The organism is Roseibium denhamense (genome assembly GCF_009711415.1).
GTDB lineage: Bacteria > Pseudomonadota > Alphaproteobacteria > Rhizobiales > Stappiaceae > Roseibium > Roseibium denhamense.
In genome coordinates this window covers 35,907-55,817 of the sequence record NZ_SMLZ01000098.1, presented here as the reverse complement: position 1 = coordinate 55,817, position 19,911 = coordinate 35,907, and the positions used below count along the sequence as shown (strand labels likewise).

The window sequence follows — 19,911 nt, the reverse complement described above, 5'->3', positions numbered from 1 at the left end:
GATGATAGAGGAGGGGAGGATAGCGGTTCTAGCCGGGCGGGAGGGCACGCCCGCGACCGCGGAGTTATGCGGTCAGGCCCGTCAGGTTGGCGAACTGCTCGCCGGTGCCGGCATAAAGCTGGCTGACGGAGGCGCTTTCATAGCTGAAGGACCCGTTGCCGAATTCGCCATCGATGGAGGCCGCACTCGCTGAGCGGACGGACAATCCGGTCTCGTTGTCAAAGGAAACGCGCTCGAAGGAGACGAACTCGGCGGTCAAGGTCTCGCCGCCAATCTCGGCCTCAATGGTCGTTGTGGAGATGGTCGCACTCTCATAGGCAACGGACACGTTTCCGGCCGGATCATCCTCGCCAAGCGCGGATTTCAGCTGACCTGCGGTCTTCTGATAATCCTCGATTGTGGCCAGTGCGGTCTCGTTGCCGCCGTCTTCGTCCTCGTTTCGCCCGTCTTCCACCGCCTGGCGCAAGGTGGCGATCACAGCAGCGTCTTCCTCCGCCTGCTTGCTTGCAGCCTCCAGAATCGAAAGAGCCGGCGCCTCGGTCGTGTCACTCTTGGAAGGCGCGCCGCCGGAGGATTTGTCATCGGCGGTGTTGAGCGCGCTGTTCCCGAACGAGGCAGACAGAATGCTCGTGCTTTGAGTGGTGGTCTCAATCGAGATTTGCATGGCGGTGGTCCCTGGAAACCGGCCTGTTCTGGGCCATCATTTCCTCAACCATCCTGCAAAAGAGTTAACGGCACATTAACTATTCCAAATCCGGGATAACTTTACCCCGGCATCCCAAAGGCTTCTTTCAGGAAAAGGCCGGCAGCGCGCATGCCCCGTTCATCGATTGAATGGCCGAGGTTGTCATAGACATGGACCGTGTTGGCAACGCCTGCAGCCGAGAGGGCTTGGCCGGCTGCATCTGCATGATACGCGGGCACAACATCGTCCTGGGCCCCGTGAACGATCAGGACCGGCGTGGAGGTCTGGATGCCGTCAAGCTGGCCGCCACCGGTACTCGCTCCGGGCAAAAGACCCGAATAGCCCACGATGGCGCTTGGCGGGGTCTTGCGTCTCAGGCCGCAGTGGAGCGCGCACATGGCGCCCTGGCTGAACCCGACAAGGGCAAGCGCGTCTCCGGGCAGATTGAGCGCGGCCAGCTCGGCATCCAGATATTGATCCAGCAGGGGATGCACTGCCTCCGCGCCGATCCGGTATTCCTGCGGTGTGCGTTCGCTCAAGGGAAACCACTGGCGGCCGCCCAGGATATCCGATGGCAGGGCGGAGGGAGCATCGGGCGCTACAAACATGGCGTCCGGCAAGACGGTCGGCCAGGCCCGGCCTATATCGATGAGATCAGCGCCATCGGCACCATAGCCGTGCAGGATGACGACAAGCTGCCTGGCCGGGCCGCCGCTGGCCGGTTGAAGGCGTGGTCCGGAAAGAAGGGGAGCGCTCATGGGCTGACTGTCTATTCTGCTGGGTTTTCAGAGGAGCTTGAAGGGGACGGCGCGGGGGCAGTGCGCCGGAGATAAGGAAGGACAATCGCAAAAACCGCAAGAATGAGAAGGGCTGCCAGCGCAAACGGGGCACCGGGCAGAGAGACAGCAGCGTCCGGCGCGGCAAAAACCGCGAACACCTGGGTCATCACAAACGGGCTGATGACCATTGCCAGCCCGGCAGCGCTGGAAATCAGCCCCTGCATTTCGCCTTGCGCATTGTCCGGCATCAGGTTGGACAAAAGTCCGGTAAAGGCCGGGGTCGCAAGGGCCCCCAGGGCGGCGAACCCGATCAAGGCATAGGCCATCCATCCCTCTGTCGCGAAGGTGAGACCGGTAAAGGCCACGAGGTTTGCTCCAAGGCCGAGCAAAAGCGTCCGGGAAACACCCAGACGTGGCTCCAGATAGCGGATCAACACGCCTTGCACCAAGGCATAGCCAATCCCCACCATCGCCAGGGAAAGACCGATATCGCCGGGGCTCCAGCCGAAGACCCGTTCCGCGTAATAGCTCCAAACGGCCGGATAGACATAATGGGCAACGTCGAACAGAAACAGCCCCAGGATCAGGATCTGGACGGCGGGATACTTGGCGATCTGCTTCAAGGCGCCGAACGGGTTGGCGCGCCGCCAGTCAAACGGGCGCTTGTTTTCCGGCTTCAGGGTCTCGGGCAGCATCACAAGCCCAAAAACGAAGTTCAGGAATGAGAGAGCCGCGGCTGCGTAAAATGGCGCGCGCGTGCCGTATTCTCCGAGCAGTCCGCCAATGATGGGGCCGAGGACGAACCCCACGCCAAACCCCGCGCCGACAAGCCCGAAATTCTTGGCCCTGTCTTCCTTCGCGGAAATATCGGCGATGAAGGCGGTTGCCGCCGACATGGTCGCGCCCGCAATACCGGAAATGATCCGGGCCACAAACAAAATGGCAAGATGCCAGGACAGAGCCATCACGAGATAGTCGATTGCAATCGCGAACATCGAGATGAGCAGAACGGGCCTGCGCCCGAACCGGTCCGACAGGTTGCCGAGTGTCGGCCCACACAAAAACTGCATGAGCGCATAGACAACGCTGATGGCGCCACCCCAGCGCGCGGCTTCGCTCACCGGAAGCTCGGTCAGCTCCGTCATCAGCGCGGGCATGACCGGCATCATCAGGCCGATGCCCATCGCGTTGATCGTAAGCGTGATGAAGACGAACAGCAGCGCGTGCGGGCTGACGGGCCCGGCCGGTTCCACGGCGCTTGTCGTCTCCGGCATTCTATTCCGCGGCCACGAGTTCCGGCTGTTCCCAATGCCCGTTTTCGATCTCGTCGATCTGCCGGTCGATCTGGGCAATCACGAACCGGGAGAACGGGCCGAGATGCACATAAAGGGCCAGCATCATCATCACCGGTTTGATGGCCTTCGGATTGGTGAGCACGGTCTTGAAAAGGGTCTTCCAGAACGGGGCGCGGTAGGTGGTCTCATGGAAAGTCATGGCCCAGACGAGCTTTCCGAACATTTTTATATCATGCAGGAAGCCTGCGCCGAATATGGATCCGTTGGCTCCGGACATGTTCAGCATGCCGGCAACGCGCTGGACACGGTTGAAATAGGCTTCCGGCGCATAGACCCGTTCGATGATCTGCTGGAAATCCCCAAGGATCTGCGCCCTGGAGCGGACGGTTGTAAAGTTGAGCCCGGCCGTGCACTGATCACCGTCCAGCGTGTCCGGATCATCGATCCCGAAATCCGCATGCAGGCGCCCTTCCTTGGCAAGCCGCCGGGTCAATTGCGTGTTCGGAAGCGCATAGAGCAATCCGGTCATGGCAACCGGGATGGCGGCTTCCTCGATGAGGTTTGAGATTTCATCGGCGACCTTGTCGCTTTCCTCGTCGAAGCCGACGATAAAGCCGGCAAGAACGAAGATCCCGGCCTCATAGATCTTGTGAACGCTCTTGGCGATGTCGCGGCGGGTGTTCTGCTTCTTGCGGGTTGCCACAAGCACTTCGGGATCCGGGCTCTCGATCCCGATAAACACCGAGAAATAGCCGGCATCCTGCATCATTTTCAGGAGGGCTTCGTCGTCCGCCAGATTGAGCGAGGCTTCGGTGGACATTTCGAAGGGGTAGTTGCGCGCGCGCTGCCACTCGGCCAATTCGGGCAGGAACTGTTTCACGGCCCGCTTGTTGCCTATCAGGTTGTCATCCACGAAATCGACATGGCCGCGGTAACCAAGCTCATAAAGCCGGTCGAGTTCGGCCAGCATCTGGTCGTTTGACTTGGTCCTGGGAACGCGGCCATAAAGTTCGATGATGTCGCAGAATTCGCAGGTGAACGGACAGCCGCGGGAGTATTGAACGCCGATCTGCACATAGTCTTCGAATTTCAGAAGATCAAAGCGGGGGATCGGGCTGGACTGGACATCGGCCTTGAACTTCTCCGCCTCGAACCGGCCGTTGCGCACGCCGTCGTTCCAGGCGTCGATGAAGGCCGGCAAAATGCCTTCTGCTTCCCCCAGGACCAGAAAGTCAGCCGCTTCATAAGCTTCCGGTGACGAGGTCGCATCCGGCCCGCCAACGGCCACCGGAATGCCTTTGGACTTGGCCCGCTGGATCACGGCAAGCGTGTCGGCTTGCTGCGGCAGCATGCCCCCGGTCATGACCATGTCGGCCCAGGCCAGATCATCGCCGGTGAGAGAATCCGTGTTGCGGTCAATGAGCCGGACATCCCAGTCGTCCGGCAGCATGGCCGCGACGGTGATCAGGCCAAGGGGCGGGGCAGGGTATTTCGCCCCCACGAGTTCGCAGGTTGCGCCATAGTTCCAGAAGGATCCGGCATTGAACCGTGGATATACCAGTAAGACGTTGCACTCTGCCAAGTCAGCCTCGATGGTTGGTTACGCTTTCCGTCTCCGTGATGAGAGTAGAGATATAGCGCGGTCCCGCAACAGTTTATTGGCGCATCTCCGCATTGGCAGCCTGTCATGCGGGGATTGTGTGAGGCTTGCGCAGGTGGAATGTCAGGCCCTCGACCTCTTTCCCGAGCTCCTTGCGAAGCGTAACTTTCTGATCTTTCTCAAGGATCAGGCCTGCCTCTTTGGCTGTCTTGTTGAGATAGCTGATCGAATGGGCGTATCTGCCGGTTGCATCCACAATGAAAGACGTTTGATCGTCGTCCTGGAGGTGTTCGACACTGGCAATGAGAACGCCGCCCGGACGCAGGGCGGGCGCCAAGGCGGTCATGAACGCGTCCAGCGCGCCTAAATAACACAGCGTGTCCACGCAGACGGCGAGATCAAACTGCGTCGGCAGGTCCGATGTCAGGAACGCCACCAGTTCCCCCTCGACAAGATAGTCGTAGACATCAAGCACGGCGGCCTTGCGCAACATGCCCGGCGACAGGTCAATGCCGGTCAGGCGGACGCAGTGGTCCCGGATCAACGGGCCGCACAGGCCGGTGCCGCATCCAAGATCGATCACGTCCTGAAAACCGGTCTGTCTATCCTTGGCAAGACGGCTGACTTCAGCGGCGACCAGGTCCGGCGCGCGGTAGCCAAGGTTCTTCAGAACCTCGTCAAAGCTGTCGGAAAAGCTGTCGAAATGGTCCTTAACGTAATCCGGCGGTGCCTGATCCAGATCATCCCCGCGGATGGCCGCCAGCTGATACCGGATGATCGTATTGTCCGGATCTGCGGTCAGCAGGCCTTCCAGATGTTCCTGCGCCCGGTCCTGCCGCCCCAGCGCGCATAGGACGCGGGCGTGCCAGACCGGGTCCGACCAGACCTCGTTGCCAAAGGCAAGGCAGCGTTCCAGGGCATCGGCGGCTTGCCCCTTGTGTCCGGCCAGCATCAGCGACAGACCGTAATTGTGCCATGCATTCGGATTGTCAGGATCCAGGCGCACGATCTCCGACAGCACCGGCAGCAGCTGGTCATTGGTCGTGGCGCTTTCCAGCAGCATGTTGATGTTGGCCCAGGCTTCCTCGTGCCGGGGCTGCAGTTCAACGGCGCGGACATAGGCCCCAAGCGCCTCTTCAGGCTGGTCCGACAGTTTCAGGATGTTGCCGAGATTGTTATGGGCGGCGGCGTTCAGCGGATTGTTTTCAAGGGACTTGCGGATCAGCGTGATCGCGTTGTCTGACTTGCCCGCGTCAAAGTGCAAGAGGCCCAGAAAGTGAAGGCCGTCGGGATGCTCGGGATCGGCGGACAGGACTTCCTTGTAGGCTGCAAGCGCTGCCTGCAAGTCTCCGCGCTGATGGGCTTTGATCCCGGCCTGCAATCGGTCTTCGGGCTGCATGGCTTGTCCCAACAAAAAAGGGCGGTCGAACCGCCCTTGTCGTGAATGTGGTTCGTGTGAGGAACCTTAGAGGACTTTCAGGTCCTCAGCCACCATCTGTCCGCGGCGCCACTGAAGATCGAATGCCACAAGCTGGCCTTCCTTCAACGTGTCGATGCCCGAACGGCGGAGTGCGGAGATGTCTACGAGGATGTCCTCGCCATCAACCGGTTCGATTGTGCCGATTCCACGGCCTTGGTCGAACCATTTTACATTACCATGGTTCATGTTTGTCTCTTTCCAAATTATCGCAACAAACCGACGTAGACCCCTACCCGGGGTTTCCAACGGATTGATGACAGTCTGATATGCCTTAATAACGCGGCAGCCTTCCGTCACAGGCGGCTTTTGCCCGGTTTATAGGGACCGGGCAGGTCGTTACGTGCCGCTGCTGGAGGCGTGCGGGCGAGCCAATACGCTCACCGAAACGCTAGGATAGAATTGATATGGTAAGGAATTCGTTAATTTCAAGAATATCAGGTGCGGTCCAGCTCTCCATTGATGACATATTTCAGAATCTGGACGACTTGTTCCGGTTTTTCTGCGACGGCCAAAGCTGCTGCATCCACTTCTTTTAGCGGGTGCGTAAGTGACGGGTCGTGAAGCACTATGAGAGATTTTCCGAGCGCCGAGGCGTATCCTGCGTCAAACGCCGCATTCCACTGTTTGTATTTATCTCCGAACCGGACAACAACTATGTCGGCTGCAGCAAGCAACGACCGCGTGCGGATGGCATTCAGCTTCGCGCCTTTGTGGTCGTACCAGAACTTGGTGTCTTCGTGGCCAAGGATGCTTGCACCGCAATCGTCGCTGGCCGGGTGATCGGTGACAGGGGCTGTAAACCGCACAGGAAGACCGAGGGCGCGGGACTGCTCTTCGATCTGGCCGCGCCAATCGGTGTGTATTTCGCCGGATAAATAAACTGTCCAGTCCTGCATGGTGCCCCTCTTGTTGTCTTTCGGATTTAAACCCAGTTTCAGTTGGGACGGCGATGCTTGCATGTCAAGATGCCGCATGAGGGCAATTCAATTCCCGATTGCACTGGACAAGGCGGGCGCTGGGGGCCAAGTCTTAGGTTCACGTTCCACCTTTCCAAACATGACATTTGCAAGGAGCCACGAAATGGCGGCACTTTTACTCGGCGATGAAGCACCGGATTTTGAGGCCATGTCGACCGACGGACCGGTCAAGTTTCACGAGGCCATCGAGGGCGCCTGGGCCGTCCTGTTCTCCCATCCCAAGGACTTCACGCCGGTCTGCACCACCGAACTGGGGATGACGGCAAAGCTGAAGGACAAGTTCGAAGCGCGGGGCGTGCGCGTGTTCGGCGTGTCCGTCGACCCGGTCGAAGACCATCACGCCTGGGTAGGCGATATCGAAGAGACACAAGGCACGGCTTTGAATTTCCCGTTGATCGCCGATCCGGACCGGAAGGTCGCGACCGCCTATGGAATGATCCATCCCAACGCCAATGATACGCTGACGGTGCGGTCCTTGTTCGTGATCGGGCCGGACAAGAAGATCAAGCTGAAGATCGAATATCCCGCCTCGACCGGGCGGAACTTCGATGAGGTGATCCGGGTGATCGACTCCCTTCAGCTGACCGCCAACCACAAGGTGGCAACCCCTGCCAACTGGGTGTCCGGCGAAGACGTCATCATCGTCCCCGCTGTCAGCGACGCGGAGGCTGCGGAAAAGTTTCCGGAAGGCTGGAAGACCTTGAAGCCGTATCTGCGGATCGTGCCGGAACCCAAGTAACTGCGCTGAAACGAGCTGAGGCCCTAACCAGACAGCAGTGGGTCAGGCCATGGGAGGACGGAGCGGGGGGAAAGGCATGCCCCCGCCACACCCTCAAACGTCATCCCCGGTTTATGCGGGGATCCATTACACAGTCTGCGCCTCGCATGCAGCGCTCTGATAACACCCGTGCGAACGGCCGTAGGTAAGCGGCAATGGCTGTGGCAAGGGGCACCGCGAGTGGGCCCCGGATCAAGTCCGGGGCGACACAGGGGATCGGTCTTCCTTGCTCAAGGTCACGGGATCGGGGTGACAGCTGCGGGGTGGTGGCAGGGCCTCTCCCAGCACCCCGTCATCCCATGGCTTGACCATGGGATCCACTCCGTTCTCTCACTACGAGCACCGCTGATCGAGTGGAAATGTCTCGGTATGGCTCCCGCATCTCGTGCGGGATGAGAGCCGAGGGGGGCTCGCTTTGCGCGGTCAGCGGTAGTGCCGGATCAAGGTGTCGAGGGCGGTCCGGTAGTTCGGATATTTGAACTGATAGCCCAGCTCGTCCTTCACGCGCTTGTTGGAGACGCGCTTGTTTTCGCCATAAAATGACCGGGCCATCGGGCTGAGATCCGCGCTTTCAAAGTCGATTTCCGGTGGCGGCTCCACCCCAAGCAGCTGTGCGGCATAGGTGACAACATCCTGCGGCGGGGCCGGTTCGTCATCGGTCACGTTGAAGATGCGGGTGGACGGTTTACTCATGGCGGCTTTCAAAGCGCCTGCAATGTCGCTCACATGGATCCGGTTGAAGACCTGGCCTTCCTTGATCAGGCGGCGCGCCTTGCCCTTCCTGAAATTTTCAAACGTGTTGCGGCCGGGGCCGTAGATGCCGGACAGCCGGAAGATCTGAACCGGCAGGCCATTGGTCTTGACGAAATTGAACCAGGCCTTTTCCGCCGCAACCCGCTGGATGGATCGTTCAGACACCGGACGGCAGGGCGTGGTCTCATCCACCCAGGCACCATCGTGATTTCCGTAAACGCCTACCGTGGACAGATAGCCGATCCAGTCCGGACGCGCCCGGACAATGTCGGCAGCGTGCTGGTTCAGCACCGGGTCGCGGTCAGGTCCCGGGGCGATGGAGACCAGAATGTGAGTTGCATCCTTCAGGGCGCCCGAGATCCCGGCGCCGGGCGTCTCGCCATTGAACAGGAACGGTTTAATGCCCTCTGACCTGAGCTTCTCGGCCTTTTCGGGCGAGCGGGTCGTTCCACCCACCCAGTCAAACTGATTGCGGACGTCTGCAATGAATGCCTTGGAGGAAAACCCGGCACCAAAGACAAACAGGCGTTTCATTCAAAGCTCCAGATGCTTGCGGCGGATCTCGTAAAGAGCAACGCCGGTGGCCACGGCAAGATTGAGGCTGTCGGCTTCGCCCACTTGCGGGATGCGGATGAGTGTCTGGCAGGCCGGCACAAGGTCCTCCTCCAGGCCTTTTTGTTCATTGCCCATGACAAGCAGGACGGGGTCGCGATAGTCGGGCGTGCGGTAATCCACCGATCCCTTCAAATGGGTTGCGGCAACGGTGCCCGGCCATTTTTCCGCAAGGCCCTTGAAGGCGTCCTTGCTGAGTTTGGCGAGCGGGACATGGAAGAGCGAGCCCATCGTGGCCCGGACGGTTTCAACGGCGAACGGGTCGGTGCACTCGCCCACCAGAATGACCCCGGCCCCTCCGACCGCATCGACGGTGCGGATGATCGTGCCGAGATTGCCGGGATCCCGGACCCGGTCGAGCGCGACCCAGACCGTTGAGCCTGGAACGGTAATCTGATCGGCGCTCAGGAGCTGCTGTTCATAAACGCCGACAACCATTTGCGGATTGTCCTTGCGCGTCATGGCGCCCAAAACGGCGGTGGACACTTCCAGGATTAGCGCGCCTCTTGCCTTGGCTGTTGCCGCGGCCTTCTGCGCGACCGGATTGTCGCGCGCCTCCGGGCCGAGCGCGAGATAGCGCACGGTCCAGCCGGCATCCAGCGCGTCCGTGGCAAGCTTCAGGCCTTCGGCGACAAACAGGCCGGACTGGCTTCTGTGCTTGCGCTGGGACACCAGCCCCTTGATTTCCTTGACGATGGGATTGGAATGGCTGGTGATCTGTTTGACCGCGCCCTGCCGCCGCTCTGTCATCGGCTGCTCCAGCGTGAAAAGAGCGAGGTAGACAGCGCCCGCTTGCCCTTGTCCTCGCGGATGACCAGTTCGCCGGATTCAAGCAGTCCGCCTTGTGTGCTCAGCGTCTCCGCCATGAGCTCATGGATCGAGACGAAGCTGGAGCGGATCGCATAGGCGGTCAGGATCATGAACAGCGCATCCTTGGCGAGCAGCTTCTGCAGGTCCGACAGCATGCCGGGAAGACTTGTGTAGATATCCCAGACTTCGCCTTTGGGGCCCCGGCCGTATTTCGGCGGATCGAGAATGATCCCGTCATAAGTGTTGCCCCGGCGGACCTCCCGGGCGACGAATTTGGACGCATCTTCACAGATCCAGCGGACCGGCAGATCCTCCAGGCCGGACATGGCCTGGTTTTCCCTGGCATAGCCGATGGCCTTCTTGGAGGCATCCACATGGGTAACCTGCGCGCCTTCGGTGGCCGGCAGAAGCGATGCCATGCCGGTATATCCGAACAGGTTGAGGATCTTCAGCGGTTTATCCGGGGCCTTCTGGCGTTCGGCGCGGATTTTGGCATTGACCCAGTCCCAGTGGGCCGCCTGTTCCGGAAAGACGCCCACATGCCGGAAGGACATGAAACGCCCGTTATAGCGGACCGGGCCATAGGCCATCGGCCAGGTTTCGGGCACGTTGCCGGCGAATTTCCAGCGGCCCGGCCCCTCTTCGTCGGTGTCTCCGGTAAAGACCGCGTCGGCCCGGGACCATGTGCTGTCCGGCAAGCTGCGGGTTCCCATGGCCTGCGGTTCCGGCCGGGCGATCGTGAAACGGCCATAGCGTTCAAGCTTTTCACCCGCGCCCATGTCCAGCAGGCGGTAGTCCTTCCAGCCGCGTGTTTCCAGAACAACCGGCCAGAGCTCGCGCGGGGCAGACCCGATGTCAGAATAGGTGAGGGCGCTCGAAGTGTCCGCCAAGGCAATCTCTCGTTACATTTTCAATGAACTGCTGGAATGAGGCCTTAGTCGCGGGATTGCCGAAGGTCAATGATTAGGCGGGGCAGAGAGGAAAAAAGGCAGGCGCGGACTTTCGGCCTGCCTTTTCATGTTTAATTAGGCCGCAGCCACTTCGGTTAGGAACCGCTCGACTTCGGTCTTGAGCTGGTCGGTCTTTTCAGACAGCTCGCCGGAGGCCGACAGCACCATGTCTGCGGAAGACGACGTCTGCTCGACCGCATGGGAGAGCTGCGTCATGGAGGACGACACGGAGTTTGTGCCTTCTGCGGCCCGCTGAACGTTCTGGGAGATCTCCGCCGTCGCGGCCCCTTGCTGCTCGACAGCAGAGGCAATGGCGGTGGTGTAGGTGTTGACCTCGGCCATGGTTTCGGTGATCTCGCCGATGGCAACCACGGATTCCTTGGTCGCGTTCTGGATCTCCGTGATCTGCGAGGAGATTTCCTCGGTTGCACGGGAGGTCTGGGTGGCCAGTTCCTTGACTTCGGCGGCAACGACCGCAAAGCCCTTGCCCGCTTCGCCAGCACGCGCGGCCTCAATGGTCGCGTTCAGCGCCAGCAGGTTGGTCTGTTCAGCGATCGCCTGGATCAAAGTGACCACCTCGCCGATCTTCGTGGCCGCCTCGGCCAGTCCCTCAACCTTCTGGTTGGTGACCCGTGTGCCTGTGGTTGCCTTGTCGACGATCTGCGTTGTCTGCGACACCTGGCGGGAAATCTCACCGATGGACGCTGCCAGTTCTTCGGCGGCGCTTGCAACGGTCTGAACGTTGTTGGTCGTCTCATTGGACGAGGACTGGGTTTCGCTGGCATAGCCCGCACTGTCCCGCGCAATCTCGGTCAACGCCTGTGCGGTCTGATCAAGACTGTCGGCTGTGGTTTCAACGGAGCCAAGCGCGTCTTCGGCGGTGGACCGGAAACCCTGGATCAGCCCATCGATGCGCTGCTGGCGTTCCTGGCGAGCAGCCTCTTCTTGAGAGTTTTGCTCCTGCAGCTGCGCGCGCTCGACGGCATTGTCCCGGAAGACCTGAACCGTCCGGCTCATGTCGCCGATCTCGTCACCGCGGTGGATGCCCGGAATGTCGACCGCGTTATCGCCATCCGCCAGCCGCTTCATGACGGAGGTGATCGTCTGGATCGGACGCGTGATGGCAAGGTTCAAAACGAAGGCCAGGCCGACGCCGCCGGCAATGGCGAGAAGAACCGTTACGACAATCTGGATGCCCGCTGAACCGGCCGCAGCGGTTGCCGCTTTGGCCTGACCGGCGGAAATGGCCGCCATGTCGTTGCTGACGGTCCGGGTGAGTGTATCCAGCTGCTGGCGCTTGGCGTCCAGCTCTGCCTGCGTCGTGAGCATTTCCTGGAAAGAGCGGTCAAACGATGCAACGGACACGGCAATACCGTTGATGGCCTCGGCAGCGGTCGGGAGCGTGTCAGCATACTCGACAAGCTTTTTTTCCAGCTCGGCAAGCGCCATGATTTGCGACTTAACAGCGTCCGGTCCGTTGTCGCCCATGTTGCCGAACAGGCGCAGGGTTTCCTTCTGGGCTCTGAGAGCATGCTCGTTCAACTGTATGGCCAATTCGGCGACGCCGCGAACTGTTGCAAGGCGGGTGTTGGCGGTGAGAACCGTTCCCTTTGATTTGCTGACGGACGCGGTGGCCGCAGCTTTGATCTCATTGGCGTAGACGAGGACCTGGTCCAGATGTGTGCCGATGGCAGTACGGGCTTCAAATGCTTCGGCAAATCCAAGTTCTTCGGACATACTTCCGATGGCCTTGGCCAGTTTGCCGGTTTCACTCGCAAGCTTTGACACCGTTTTGCGTTCGATACCTTCGATTTGCCGGTACCGCATTTCCCGTGTGCGGTCGACGAGATCCGCCGCAACTTTTTCCGCAATCTCAAGGTTCTCACCATCAAGGTTGCCGTTGCTTTTCAGATAAGCTGCCTGAATGGCCGCGACTTCCTGCTGCAATTCGAAAATGCTGCGCTGCATGTTGTTGGCATCATCCAGCGTGCCGTTGGCGGCAAAAACTTCGGCGCTGACCTGTTTTTCGGCGGCAGCAACAGCTTCGAAGATCTGGGAGGACAGCTGCTCAAGATTAATGGCGCTTTCCTGTAAGGAGTTCATTCGCAGCTGCTGCTGGCTCTTTTGCTCCACGACTTCATCAAAGGTCTGCCGGAAACCAGTGACGGCATCCCGTGCATTTGCGACCTGTTCGCGGGCGTCCGGATCCGAAGCAACTTCAGATGCCAAGACCTCAAGCGCTTCATTCAGCTTATCGATTTCCTGGCGTGTCGTGTCGGCCAATGCAGGGCTCGGCGCATTCAGGAAGTCTTCACGCGACAGGGAAACACTTTGAACCTGGGCCGCAGCAGCCGAAGAGCGATCCGCAATCACAAATCTTGAGGACAGGCTGTTGATGGCCAGATATCCGACAAGGCCAATCACACCGGCAAGCAGCAGGATGGCCGCGAATCCGCCGCCAACCTTGAAGCCGAATTTCAAGTCTGTCAGCAATTTCAAAACTTTGTTCATGAGTCCCCACACAACAGGTCTTCCGCGAAACCGGTTACATCATGGGGAGCATCGATAAATTTAACGTAAACCGATCAAGAAAAGTTGCTTAATCTGTGCCGACTACTTTTCGGGGACGGGAGCATTCCCACTTCTGCAGGATGACTTCCACAACGCCCATGCCGTCTCCTCGCTTGCCCGTTAAACGTGCTGGCCGCCGTTGATATGAATTTCCGAGCCGGAGACGTAGGACGCGAGTTCCGAGCTGAGATAGTAAATCGTGTCGGCGACTTCTTTTGGAGTTCCAAGGCGCCGTAGCGGAATGTCCTCGATCAGCTTTTCGGTCCCCGGTGACAGGATTGACGTGTCGATCTCCCCAGGGGCAATCGCGTTGACCCGGATCCCGTGCGGGCCGAGGTCGGCCGCCATTTCGCGGGTGAGAGAGGCCAGGGCCGCTTTTGATGTTGCGTAGGCGGTGCCAGCAAAGGGATGGACCCGCATGCCGGCAATGGAGGTGACATTGACCACGGATCCGCCGGCGGTTTTCAGCTCGGCAAACAGCCCGCGGGCCAGCGCGATGGTGGCGAAGAAGTTCACCTGAAAGACATCGCGCCACTGGTCCATTCCTGTCGTCAGCGAACTCAGCCGCTCGCCATCCTCGCCCTTTGGGCTGATGCCCGCATTGTTCACGAGTGCGTCCAAGCGGGACCCGTTCGGCTCCAGCCGGCTGCGGATTTCGGCAATGCCCTTTTCCAGGTTTGCCGGATCGGCAAGGTCCACCTGAATATGGTCTTCAGGCCCCATAGGCCAAGGACACTTGTCGGAAAAGGGTTGCCGGGAGCAGGTTATGACGCGCCAGTTTTCGGCCGAGAACCGTTTGACCGTTGCATGGCCGATGCCTCTGCTGGCTCCCGTGAGGACAAGAATGCGGCGCGGATCGGTGTGAAGCTGTTCGGACATTCATTCGCCTTTGGGTGGTGCCTGCCGGATGATAAAAAGTTGACTCTTATAGTATGGTTTCGGTATTTGCGCAGGAAGTTGTGAAAGACAATATCAAACTCCAGGACACGAACTCATAAGTGAGGTTATTTTGGTAAGGTAGATTTGCTCAGATACAAGGCGCGAGGGCGCAGGAAATATCCCTTATTTTCAAGCCGTTGCAACGCTGTTGCTGGGCAAATCTGCCTTATCCGCAGGACGTCGATATGACTGCAATCTGCCACGTCGGCGATTTCAACCGGGCAATAAGCCCGCTTTTCAATCGCTTCCTGGCATCTTGTTGTCATTTCAAAGCCAAAACAACCTCACTTATGAGTTCGTGACCTAGCCCAGAAGGCCCGGACCCGAATCGCATGCTCATTTGCTCCTGTAATGTATTGTCTGACAAGCAGCTTCGTGAAGCGGCTGAGGAAATGCGTGCAGATCCCAATGGCAAGGTCCCGACCCCGGGCGCGGTCTTCCGGCATCTGGGCTGCCGGCCAAGATGTGGTGGGTGTTTCCCGTCCGTGATTGACATCATTCACGAAAAGGGATCAGAAGAGGCCAAGGAAGAAGAACAACCGCTTGCAGCCGAACAGAAAACAGCAACCGGTTGAATGTGCGGAGAGGGTTTATGAAGGGCGACGCGAAAGTTATCGAGTATCTGAACAAGGCGCTCCGGCATGAGTTGACGGCTGTCAACCAGTACTGGCTGCATGCCCGGCTGCTTGAAGATTGGGGATTTGGCAAACTCGCAGACAAGGAGCTGGCCGAAGCTGAGGAAGAGCGCCAGCACGCCCAGGACCTTATGGACAGGATTATTTTCCTGGAAGGGTTGCCCAACCTGCAAACGCTCGACCCGCTGCGCATTGGCCAATCCGTGAAGGAATGCCTGGAAGGCGATCTTGCGGCTGAATATGTCGCCCGTGCGCTTTACCATGAAGCCCGGGAAGTGTGCCGTGACAAAGGCGACTATGTGTCCATGTCCCTGTTCGAAACGCTTCTTTCTGATGAAGAGAGCCACATCGATTTTCTGGAAACCCAGATCGAGCTGATTGAACGGATCGGGATCGAAAATTATTCCTTGCTGCAGGCCAAGGATGCCTCGGCTGCCGAATAAACGTAGCTGATGAGACTTCGGCAAAGGCCGCAGGAAACTGCGGCCTCAGCCTGCTGACGGACTCCCAATTTGTCATCCCGTACGCAGCATCGCTGCGATCCGGGATCGGTGGGCCTCGGCGGAGCGGCTTGATACCCAAACACTTCAGAGACTTACGCCTCTCCGATCCCGGCTCGCGCTACGCTTGCCCGGGATGACGGTGGTTGTTTGGAGCTTTGTCATCAAGCGTTTCAATATGGACGTGAAGCGCTCTAACGATCCAGAGTAAAGACCGGTCCATCCGCCGCGGCCGCATCTTCCATGTCGTGGGTGACAAGAAGCACAGGCAATTCGCGCTGCCGCGCGATCTTGAAGACAAGCTGGCGGATGTCCGACCGCCGCATCTTGTCGAGGCTCGAAAAGGGCTCGTCCAGCAAGAGCGCCTTCGGGTCGGCGAGCAGCGTCCGCATCAAGGCAACGCGGGTTTGCTGCCCCCCTGACAGCGTAGCCGGATCCCGGCCGCCAAAACCATCAAGACCGACATCCCGTAGGGCTGCCTCCGCGAGTTCTTGGCGGTGTTTCCCGCCCTTAACTTCAGCGGGCAGCGCATACAGCAGGTTCTGCAGGACCGACATGTGCGGGAACAGAAGCGGGGATTGAAACATCAGTCCGATCTGCCGTTGCTGCGGCGGCAGCCGGGTCAGGTCGCGGCCATGCAGGATAATCCGGCCGGAGGCAGAAAAGTCCGGACGCAGAAAACCGGCAACGAAATCAAGCAGGCTCGATTTTCCACTGCCGCTCTCGCCCATGATCGTCAGAATCTCGCCTGGTTTTATCAGGCTGTCGATGGTCAAAAGGCTCTTGCCGTTCAGCGCAAGGGTAACACTGTCCAGCAAAAGCCCGGCATCTTGGTCGTGTGGTGTTTCGGTCATGGGGTTACCGGGCACCGCTCATGGCAATCCGCTTTCTGAAAAGCAGGCGTGGCAGTGTCATTGCCACAAGGAACCCGGCCAGGGGAACAAGCAATTGCAGCAAGGCGAACAGTGCCGTGATCTGCCGGTTGCCGCCGCTTGCCAGCGCAACGCTTTCCGTCGTGATGGTCACGACGCGGCCAGCGCCGATCATGAGGGTCGGCAGATACTGGCCGACGGACACCGCCAGCGCCACCGCAAAGGTCGTCAGGATCGGTTTCAAAAGCAGGGGGGCCTTGATGTTCAAAAACACACTCAAGCGCGACTTCCCAAGGGCAATGGCTGCTTTTTCGTAGCGCGGATCCAGCCGGGTATAGGGATCCGTCAGGGCGAGAATGGCATAGGGCAGAACAAACACCAGATGCGCCAGCAAAACGGCGAAGGCGGTGCCGTCCCAGCCGATAGCGAGGAACAGCATCTTCAAGCCGAACAGGAACCCGATCTGCGGCAGCACCAATGGCAAGAACACCAGAAAACTCAAAAGGCGTGTCTTGGGATCCCGGCTACTGGCCTCCAAATGCCAGAGCGTCAGCACCGTTGAGATGAAGGCCGCCGCCAGTCCAAGGCTGATCGTGTAGCCAAGGGCGGCCTGGTTCATGGAAAGGGCAGAGCCGATCAGGCCCAGATCCCATCGTTGCGGGAGCGCGGCCGGAAACCACCAGGACTTCGCCATGGACCAGATGACGAGAAGGAGGAGCGAGGCGGTTGTCACGGTGATCAGGCCGGACATGAGCGTCAGACCGGACACCCGGACAAACCTGTCGGACCTGTTCCGCCGCCCGCTTTCCAGAAACGCTTTGTGGCGTTTTCTGACCACCAGCTCGATCAGGAGATAGGTGAGGATGGCGAGACCCGTAAGGGCAATTTGAACAAGGGCGCCTGCGGAGGCCATGAGCCGTTTGGTGAGATCCGGGTCGTTCATCCAAACAACAAGGCGCGGCGCCAGCGGGGCGGGCGTGGTCGGGCCCAGCAAAAGGGCCACATCGACCACCGATGTTGCATAGGCGAGCACCGCCAGGATGGGCAGGCGCAGCAGGGGATAAAGCTGCGGCAGGATGAGATGGAGGAACGCGGCGGTCTTGCCGTAGCCAAGGCTCTCGCCGGCCTTCATGTAGTCGCCGAGATAGGGGCGGTTGAGCGCGGCCAGCATCATCAGAAACAGAAACGGCACTTCCTTGGCGATCAGGCCCCCGGTCATCGCAAGGCCCATCGGATCGTTCAGGATCAGAACGTCCGGCGGCCGGTCCCAACCGGTGGCCCAGGGCGAGACCAGCCGGACAAGAAAGCCGGAGGGGGCGATCAGAAAGGAGATCCCGATGGCTGCGGCAGCATGGGGAACCGACAGGATGGGCGACAGGAACCGGGTTACCCGCTGAAAGGTGCGGGTGCGGTACCAGGAGGCCGTGAACCAGATCACCAGGGCGAGCGACACCAGCGTTGCCCCAAGGCCAGTTGAAAAGCTCAGGAACAGCGACGCCGCAAAGCCCGGCTCCTGAAGGAGGTCGGTGAACGGGGCTGCGGTAAACGAGCTGCTGCCCAAGACCGGTAGATAGCCGAATGCCGGTAAGACTGTTGCGGCAAGGCCGGTGGCAACCGGCCCGGCGAGCAACACCGTCAAGACCGCTGCCGATACGCCGGGAAGCTTCATTCCTGGCACAGGCCCTAGACCAAACCGGGCAAGGACGGCATCACAGGAGACTGCCTGAAATCGTCGATCTCAATAGATCCGGAGATGCCCTTTGTCTCAGTCATGCCGCAAGCGCCTCAGTTTGCGCCGGTGCCGTACCGCTCAAGCCAGGCCTCCTCCAAAGCGCTCACCCAGCTGGGATGGGGCTCGGGGAGAACGGGGCCGAGTTCTTCCGGCGTTAGGGTTGCCGGGCCAAGGTCGAGCGCATCGAACAGGGCCTTTTCAGTCTCCGGCAGGGCCGCAACATTCAAAACCGTCGGGTCGCCCCAGATTTCCGGATCCTGCTTGCGGCTTTGGGCCATCGGCGACAACAGGTAGTCGGCAAAGAGCTTTGCCCCGGCCTGGTTGGAGCTGTTGTAGGGAATGGCGACGAAATGGGTGTTTCCAAGCGTGCCGCCGTCAAGAACGAATGTGCGCACGCTTGGCGGCAACTCGCCATTGGCAATCGCACCGGACGCATCGGCCGGATTGAACGAGAAGGAAATGTCCAGCTCCCCGTCTGCAAGCAACTGGCGCATATGCGCTGCATTTTTGGGGAAAGCCTTGCCTTGCCGCCACAGATGCGTCTGCAGGGTATCCAGATAGGCGAACATCGGCGCGACGGTTTCGTCGAACACGGCCGGGTCCAGCTCACGGGAGAGAACCGACGGATCGGTAACCGTGCTGACCAGAACCTGCTTCAAGAACGTGGTGCCGAAGAAGTTGGGCGGCTGGGGATAGGCAAACCGGCCCGGGTTGTTGACCGCGTAAGTTGCAAGGTCTTCAAGGGTGGCCGGGGGTGTATCGATCCTTGCGCTGTCATACATGAAGACAAGCTTGGCCATGCCCCAGGGGCTTTCCTGGCCGTCGGTGGGAACCGTGAAATCGATCCGGACGGTCGGCTTGTTTTCGACATCTACATACTGCCAGTTCGGCAGCGTCTCCGCCCAGCCTTCGTCGGCGAGCAGACCGTTGGCCTTCATGGACGCGAAGTTCTCTCCGTTGATCCAGATGAGGTCGACCGCACCGCCGCTGTCCTTGCCAACCGATTTTTCCGCAAGAACCTGCGACACGACCGTTGCCGTATCCTCGACCTTCACATGGATGACCCGCACACCGTAATCACGCTCGACTTCACGGGCCGCCCACTGGATGTAGGCATTGATACGCGGTTCACCGCCCCAGGCATGAAAATAAACAGTCTGGCCGTCCGCTTCTGCTTGCACGTCCTCCCAGGAGAGGTCCTGCGCGCTTGCACCGGTTCCAAGTGCCAGCAGACCCGTCAAACCCAATGCAAGTTTCCGTATCATGGCGGTCATTTGTATCATTCCGAAGTCCCCGTTCGTGTCACGTCTCCCTCGCGCGCCGGACGGCCACGGTCAAGACAAGGCTTTGTGAAGACGGTCTTTGCCGAATTCTATCAGAGTGCTCACACCGGAAGAATGTGCGTGTCCTTTATCTCCTCCATGACCGCATAGGTGTGCGTCTCCCGGACGCCGGGCAATGCGAGAACAACATCGGACAGAAACGTTCGGTAAGCCTCCATATCCTTCACGCGGCTCTTCATCAGGTAGTCATATCCGCCCGCGACCATGTGGCACTCAAGAATGTCCGGTGCGCGTTCGACCGCCCGCTTGAAGGAGTCGAAGATTTCCGGCGATGTGCGCTCAAGGCGGATTTCGACGAATACCAGAAGGCCACGGTCGACCTTTTTCGGATCGAGGCTGGCCGAGAAGTGCTCGATATAGCCGTCCCGCACCAGGCGTTTCATGCGTTCGGCCGTTGCCGTCGCAGACAGGCGGACCCGGTCGGCAAGATCCGTGTTGGTAATCCGGCCATCTTCTTGCAATACCTTCAGAATTCTCCGGTCTGTCCGATCAAGCATAGTGAATTTCCTAAGAATACGACCTGTTTGCCGGATAATATTCTGTATTCCGGATAAAAAATAGAGAAAAGAAAGGCGAAATTCGCGGTATTCTGAGGAATAA

General features: G+C 59.5%; 19 protein-coding genes. 3 read left to right on the top strand and 16 right to left on the bottom strand.

Annotation, left to right across the window (positions count from 1 at the left end; translation table 11 throughout):
- Positions 1-64: 64 nt before the first annotated feature.
- From E1180_RS06360 to E1180_RS06330, 7 genes are all read right to left on the bottom strand, one after another.
- Positions 65-664, bottom strand: coding sequence for a hypothetical protein (locus E1180_RS06360; RefSeq protein ID WP_155190335.1), 600 nt, complete (start codon positions 662-664; stop codon positions 65-67).
- 101 nt (positions 665-765) lie between these two features.
- Entirely contained in the window at positions 766-1,443 is a 678-nt protein-coding gene (locus E1180_RS06355) for an alpha/beta hydrolase (RefSeq protein ID WP_155190334.1), read from the bottom strand.
- Between the two features lie 11 nt (positions 1,444-1,454).
- The gene (locus E1180_RS06350) at positions 1,455-2,738 is read right to left on the bottom strand and encodes a TCR/Tet family MFS transporter (RefSeq protein ID WP_155190333.1); all 1,284 of its coding nucleotides are present in this window, start codon (positions 2,736-2,738) and stop codon (positions 1,455-1,457) included.
- A 1-nt stretch (position 2,739) separates the two neighbouring features.
- Positions 2,740-4,341 carry a B12-binding domain-containing radical SAM protein gene (locus tag E1180_RS06345; protein ID WP_155190332.1) on the bottom strand — a complete coding sequence of 534 codons (1,602 nt, stop codon included), beginning with the start codon at positions 4,339-4,341 and terminating at the stop codon, positions 2,740-2,742.
- 103 nt (positions 4,342-4,444) lie between these two features.
- Complete coding sequence (locus E1180_RS06340) at positions 4,445-5,758, bottom strand: tetratricopeptide repeat protein (RefSeq protein ID WP_155190331.1); 1,314 nt, start codon at positions 5,756-5,758, stop codon at positions 4,445-4,447.
- Positions 5,759-5,824: 66 nt separating this feature from the next.
- Positions 5,825-6,025 carry a cold-shock protein gene (locus E1180_RS06335; protein WP_155190330.1) on the bottom strand — a complete coding sequence of 67 codons (201 nt, stop codon included), beginning with the start codon at positions 6,023-6,025 and terminating at the stop codon, positions 5,825-5,827.
- Positions 6,026-6,273: 248 nt separating this feature from the next.
- Positions 6,274-6,735, bottom strand: a complete 462-nt coding sequence (locus E1180_RS06330) for a YtoQ family protein (RefSeq protein ID WP_155190329.1) — start codon at positions 6,733-6,735, stop codon at positions 6,274-6,276.
- A 184-nt stretch (positions 6,736-6,919) separates the two neighbouring features.
- On the opposite strand from E1180_RS06330, the gene E1180_RS06325 reads away from it, so the two are divergent.
- Entirely contained in the window at positions 6,920-7,555 is a 636-nt protein-coding gene (locus E1180_RS06325; protein WP_155190328.1) for a peroxiredoxin, read from the top strand.
- Positions 7,556-8,017: 462 nt separating this feature from the next.
- On the opposite strand, the gene E1180_RS06320 is transcribed toward E1180_RS06325, so the two are convergent.
- From E1180_RS06320 to E1180_RS06300, 5 genes are all read right to left on the bottom strand, one after another.
- Positions 8,018-8,881: an SDR family oxidoreductase gene (locus E1180_RS06320; RefSeq protein ID WP_155190327.1), complete on the bottom strand. Its 864-nt coding sequence runs from the start codon at positions 8,879-8,881 to the stop codon at positions 8,018-8,020.
- Positions 8,882-9,709: a TrmH family RNA methyltransferase gene (locus E1180_RS06315; protein WP_155190326.1), complete on the bottom strand. Its 828-nt coding sequence runs from the start codon at positions 9,707-9,709 to the stop codon at positions 8,882-8,884.
- A complete protein-coding gene (locus E1180_RS06310; RefSeq protein WP_155190325.1) occupies positions 9,706-10,659 on the bottom strand; it encodes a class I SAM-dependent rRNA methyltransferase in 954 nt (317 codons plus the stop codon). The genes E1180_RS06315 and E1180_RS06310 overlap by 4 nt, the downstream gene beginning before the upstream one ends.
- A 135-nt stretch (positions 10,660-10,794) precedes the next feature.
- On the bottom strand, positions 10,795-13,230 hold the full coding sequence (locus E1180_RS06305) for a methyl-accepting chemotaxis protein (protein WP_155190324.1): 2,436 nt from the start codon (positions 13,228-13,230) through the stop codon (positions 10,795-10,797).
- Between the two features lie 180 nt (positions 13,231-13,410).
- Complete coding sequence (locus tag E1180_RS06300; protein ID WP_155190323.1) at positions 13,411-14,169, bottom strand: SDR family NAD(P)-dependent oxidoreductase; 759 nt, start codon at positions 14,167-14,169, stop codon at positions 13,411-13,413.
- 392 nt (positions 14,170-14,561) lie between these two features.
- Between E1180_RS06300 and E1180_RS06295 the strand changes: the two genes are divergently transcribed.
- Positions 14,562-14,804 carry a (2Fe-2S)-binding protein gene (locus E1180_RS06295; protein WP_155190322.1) on the top strand — a complete coding sequence of 81 codons (243 nt, stop codon included), beginning with the start codon at positions 14,562-14,564 and terminating at the stop codon, positions 14,802-14,804.
- A gap of 17 nt (positions 14,805-14,821) precedes the next feature.
- Positions 14,822-15,307, top strand: a complete 486-nt coding sequence (gene bfr / locus E1180_RS06290) for a bacterioferritin (RefSeq protein WP_155190321.1) — start codon at positions 14,822-14,824, stop codon at positions 15,305-15,307.
- 251 nt (positions 15,308-15,558) lie between these two features.
- Here the strand turns inward: bfr and E1180_RS06285 are convergent, their stop codons facing one another.
- The 4 genes from E1180_RS06285 to E1180_RS06270 all read right to left on the bottom strand — a co-directional run bounded on the left by E1180_RS06285 (position 15,559) and on the right by E1180_RS06270 (position 19,808).
- Positions 15,559-16,218 (bottom strand): ATP-binding cassette domain-containing protein, encoded by a 660-nt coding sequence (locus E1180_RS06285; RefSeq protein WP_155190320.1) that lies wholly within the window; start codon positions 16,216-16,218, stop codon positions 15,559-15,561.
- Positions 16,219-16,222: 4 nt separating this feature from the next.
- Positions 16,223-17,905 (bottom strand): ABC transporter permease, encoded by a 1,683-nt coding sequence (locus E1180_RS06280; protein ID WP_155190319.1) that lies wholly within the window; start codon positions 17,903-17,905, stop codon positions 16,223-16,225.
- A 116-nt stretch (positions 17,906-18,021) separates the two neighbouring features.
- Complete coding sequence (locus E1180_RS06275) at positions 18,022-19,242, bottom strand: ABC transporter substrate-binding protein (protein ID WP_425280903.1); 1,221 nt, start codon at positions 19,240-19,242, stop codon at positions 18,022-18,024.
- 110 nt (positions 19,243-19,352) lie between these two features.
- Positions 19,353-19,808 carry an Lrp/AsnC ligand binding domain-containing protein gene (locus E1180_RS06270; RefSeq protein WP_155190318.1) on the bottom strand — a complete coding sequence of 152 codons (456 nt, stop codon included), beginning with the start codon at positions 19,806-19,808 and terminating at the stop codon, positions 19,353-19,355.
- Between the last annotated feature and the right edge of the window lie 103 nt (positions 19,809-19,911).